Annotated in this window: 1 protein-coding gene; it reads left to right on the top strand. The window is 63.6% G+C overall.

The window, feature by feature from the left end; all coding sequences use genetic code 11:
* Nucleotides 1–18: 18 nt before the first annotated feature.
* Nucleotides 19–464: thiamine pyrophosphate-binding protein (locus tag ACYJP6_RS24165; protein ID WP_459478560.1), on the top strand; the 446-nt coding region annotated here is incomplete at its 3' end.

Here is a 464-nt window from a genome sequence, read left to right as displayed (position 1 = left end):
ACAAGGAATATAAGACTCATGATGAAGGCCTCCGACCTGGTCGTTCGCTGCCTGGAAAACGAGGGTGTGGAATACATCTTCGGCATCCCCGGCGAAGAGAACCTGGACCTGCTCGAATCCCTGCGCCGCTCCTCGCAGATCAAGCTGATCCTGACTCGCCACGAGCAGTCCGCCGGCTTCATGGCCGCCACCTACGGCCGCTTCACCGGCAAGACCGGTGTCTGCCTGTCCACCCTTGGCCCCGGTGCCACCAACCTGGTCACCGCCGGCGCCTACGCCTACCTCGGCGGCATGCCCATGCTGATGCTGACCGGCCAGAAGCCGATCAAGAAATCCAAGCAGGGCCGGTTCCAGATTCTCGACGTGTGCCGCATGATGGCGCCGCTCACCAAGTACACCCACCAGTTCGCCTCCGCCGACAACATCCCGTCGCGCATCCGCGAGGCCTTCCGCCTCGCCGAGGA

It is taken from the genome of Pseudomonas sp. No.117 (genome assembly GCF_054558395.1).
The sequence above is the reverse complement of the archived record's forward strand: the minus strand, read 5'-3'. Positions and strand labels throughout refer to the sequence as shown.